Origin of the sequence: Nonomuraea sp. NPDC050202 (genome assembly GCF_040656115.1) — a bacterium.
Classification (GTDB): Bacteria; Actinomycetota; Actinomycetes; order Streptosporangiales; family Streptosporangiaceae; genus Nonomuraea.
Window position 1 is genome coordinate 1 of record NZ_JBFALF010000067.1, and the last position, 3,920, is coordinate 3,920.

The window sequence follows — 3,920 nt, forward strand, 5'->3', positions numbered from 1 at the left end:
GCTGCAGCCCGTCAAAGGCCGGCCATCTCTGCAAGGCCATCGCCGTCCTTCAGAACCATCGCGTCGCTCAAGCCGCGTGAGCCTGAAATGGGTTCCATCATCACTTCCCGGCACGACGGCGGGCAGAATTCCGTCCATAGCAATAGAAAACGTCACTCCGCGACACCGAGCGACCCCCAGGGAACCGCTCATAATCCGTGGGTCGTGGGTTCAAGTCCCACCCGCCCTACCACGCCGACCTGCGGCTTTACCCGAGCCTGTAGTCGCGTCTTCTGATCGTGAGTCACGGTGAGCCACGCGTGAGTCACGTCGTCTTCCGGGCCTTCCCGATCTTCCGGTTGGTCGCCCGCACCGCCTTCAGCACCAGCCGCGCCGTCGCCCTGGCACTGTCGTGGTACAGCTGCGGCAGCACTGAGACGTAGGCGTCGGCGGTCAGCACGATACTGGCATGCCCCAGCGTGCCCTGCACCACCTTCAACTCCGTACCCGACGCCAAAGCCAACGTCGCAGCTCCATGGCGCAGGTCGTGCAACCGCACCGGCGGCAGCCCGCTGGCGGCCACCAGCTTGTGGAAGCGGTGGGTGAGATAGCTCGGCTGCACCGGCGCGCCGCTCCCCAGGGTGAAGATCGGGCTGGTCGGTGACCACCGCTCGCCCGGCAGCCGACGCTGCGTACGCTCATGCCGGCGCAGTAGCCGCACGGTCTCCGGATCGAGCGCCAACGTCCGCCGGCTGGCCGCGCTCTTCGGCTCGCACCAGACCAGCCCCTCGTCGGTGTGCACCAGCTGATGGGCGATGGTGAGCTCCCGCCGCTCCAGGTCCACGTCCACCCAACGCAGCCCGGCCACCTCCCCGCGCCGCAACCCACGCAAGGCCACCAGCCACCACAAAACGAACAACGAATCCTCCCGCACGACGCGCAGGAAGGCGGCCAACTGTTCGACCGTCCGCACCGCCACCGCCGGACGCTCTCCTCACGCCGCCAGGCCGCCTCCCGACGCACCTGAGGCGGTCATGCTTCTTGTCGCAGTCAGGTTGATGGCCGCAAAGACCTCCGATCAGGCCCGCGCCCGTTTCGGTAGCGGTGACCGACCGTCGCATTACGGAGAATGACTTGCCGCATACCGAAACGATCTTTATTTCTGCCTTACTCGTGTGTCAAGATCTCCTGGTTGGCCCATCCTCCGATGAAGGACTCCGGTGAACTTTCGCACATGCCGGCGTCCCGCTGCCTTCACGGCCGTTCTCGGTCTCGCCACCTCGTTATTAGTGGCAGTTCCGGTAGCAGCGGAATCGACGCCCACCCCCACGCCCGCCCTCTCCAGCACCCCATCACCTGCCAATCCCCTGGACGCAGCCAAAAGCCGAGGCCAAGAAACAGGGAAAGCAGATTGAGATCCCCAGCCTGCACACCGAGAACATGACGACGGTGGCCAATCCAGATGGCAAAACCGTCGGCACCTACGTCTTCCAGGCCCCGGTCCGATTCAAAGACGGGACGGGGAATTGGCGGGCGATCGACACCACCCTTGTCCAGGACGGCGGCGTCATAAAGCCGAAGGCGCTCAAGGACGAGGTACGGCTTTCCGTCGGCGGCGACACCGGACTGCTGAAAGTCAAGACGGCCGAGGCCGAGGCGCGACTGGGTGCCGTGCGGAACCTGCCCGCTCCCACACTCGCAGGAAACACGGCGACCTACACCGACGCCTATGGAAAAGGCATCGATCTGCTGCTGGAGGTCGGCCCGGCCGGCGTCAGGCAGAAGGTCGTCATCAAGCAGCGCCCTACCGGACAACTCACCTTGCGGGTGCCCGTCGACCCAGGCGATGGCCTGAAATATCGCAGTAAATCGGGTCAGGCGGAGGTGCTGGACGACGGGAAGAAGATCGCCGATATCTTCCCTGCCGTACTTGTAGACGCGACGGCGGCCGAATCGGCGGCCACCGGCAAGATCGGGCACGCCACAGCGGAATTCGATGGCGACGACCTCGTCTACCGGCCCGACGCCGCGTTCCTTACCGACCCCGCCACGACGTATCCGGTGACGTTGCTGGCCAATCCCACTCCTTGGTATGGCGCAGGATATCCGTCGGACACGTTCGTCAGTAACGATTCCCGCTTCACCGTAGGCGGCGCACAGCAGTACATGGACGCGATACTGGCCGGTCGCAACAACTACGACGGTGAAAGCTCGTATTACATCTACCGGTCGTACTTGAAGTACAACCTCACAGAGGCTCCCTGGTACGGCCGCCCCATCCTGAACGCCGACCTGCGCCCCTGGAACTACATCACCACGCACTGCGGCGGAGACGAGAACACGCCGAAGATGGCCGTGCGGCGCGTCACCAGCAACTGGGAGCTGAACGGATCGAGTTCGGTGAACCTGCGCTGGGACCGGCAGCCTTCCGTCACCACGACCGGCGAGGAGGTCAAGGGAGGCGGCGTCGGACGCATCAGGAAGGCCGGCGGCACGTACGTCTACTGCTCCCAGCCGGCGCAGGAGTTGTACTACTCTATCGAGGACATCGTCACTGCCTGGGCCACCGGCTCCCCGAACTACGGCCTCCAACTGGCGGCCTACGGGGACAGTGGCGGCACCTCGAACTTCCGCGAATACCTAAGCACCGAATGGGCCGGCATCGACGGCCGGGGCCCGGTGTTGTTCGTCGAGTACGACGCTCCTTCACCCAAACAGGCGAAGGGTATCTTCATCCCCTACGAGGACAACCCCACGGTGGGCGACGACCGGGACAGCACGTTCACGTCGGACACCGCACCCGTGGCAGACGCCCTCACCGAGGCCGAGGCGCTGAAGCAGATCGAGGCCGCCCCTGATTACGTCATGGAGGACTCGGCCCTCGCCCTGGGTGTCCCTGAGGACATGACCGCGGAGGAGTGGCTGGAATCCATCGAGGCCGTCCACGAGACGCCCGGCGACCCTCCGGACCCGGAACCCGGGCCGGACACCACGCCGCCGACCGTCGCGGGGACGTATCCCGAGCCGGACTCCACAGGCGTCCCGTACGCCACCACGATCCGCGCGGGCTTCAACGAGGAGGTCAGCGAGGCCCGCATCGAGGTGAAGGACCCGGCGGGCACCACGGTCACCGGCAACACCGCGATGGACGAGACGAACAAGGTCCTGTCCTTCCAACCGGCGCAACCGCTGCTCGCCGAGACCGTCTACACGGCGGAGGTCTCAGGCGCCCGGGACGCGGCCGGCAACACGATGATCTCGCCGTACCGGTGGTCGTTCACCACGGCCGAGGCGGACCGCACACCGCCCGCCGTGACCTCCACCATCCCGGAGAACGGCGCCACGCAGGTGATCGTGTCCGAGCCCGTGATCGCGTCGTTCAGCGAGCCGGTCAAGGACGCGCAGATCACGCTCAAGGCCCCTGGCGGAGCCTCCGTCGCCGGCACCGCCGGCATGGACGCCGAGCGCAGAACCTTGACGTTCAGCCCGGCGCAGGTGCTCGCCGCGGGCACGACCTACACAGTGGAGGTGTCAGGCGCCAAGGATGAGGCCGGCAACGTCATGGCGCCGCACACGTGGTCCTTCACCACTGGCGCGAACTGCGCTGCCCCGATCGTGTCGGACCTGCAAGTCCGCCCCTCGACCTCCAGAGGGAGCATCACCACGACCTCCACGCTGACGCCTGAGCTACTCGCCAGGGTCGTCGAAGACCACGGCTGCGCCTCCACCTTGGAGGTGCAGGTGGAGCATGATCCGGACTACGGCGAAGAAACCGGCCTCATCTGGTCCGGCAGCACGTCCGGCGTGGCATCGGGGTATGTGGGTGCCGTGCAGGTGCCGGCCGGGAAGCTGTCGGACGGCCAATGGCTTCGCTGGCGGGCCCGCGCCACCGCCGGTGGCGCCTCCGGCCCCTGGTCGGACTGGCAACTGCTGAACGTGGA

Annotated in this window: 2 protein-coding genes; one reads left to right on the forward strand and one right to left on the reverse strand. The window is 66.3% G+C overall.

Going from position 1 to position 3,920, the window contains the following annotated elements:
• Positions 1–304: 304 nt before the first annotated feature.
• The gene (locus AB0I79_RS60690; RefSeq protein ID WP_357894975.1) at positions 305–958 is read right to left on the reverse strand and encodes a site-specific integrase; all 654 of its coding nucleotides are present in this window, start codon (positions 956–958) and stop codon (positions 305–307) included.
• Between the two features lie 461 nt (positions 959–1,419).
• Between AB0I79_RS60690 and AB0I79_RS60695 the strand changes: the two genes are divergently transcribed.
• Positions 1,420–3,920 (forward strand): Ig-like domain-containing protein (locus tag AB0I79_RS60695; protein ID WP_357894978.1); only part of this gene is annotated, 2,501 nt, incomplete at its 3' end.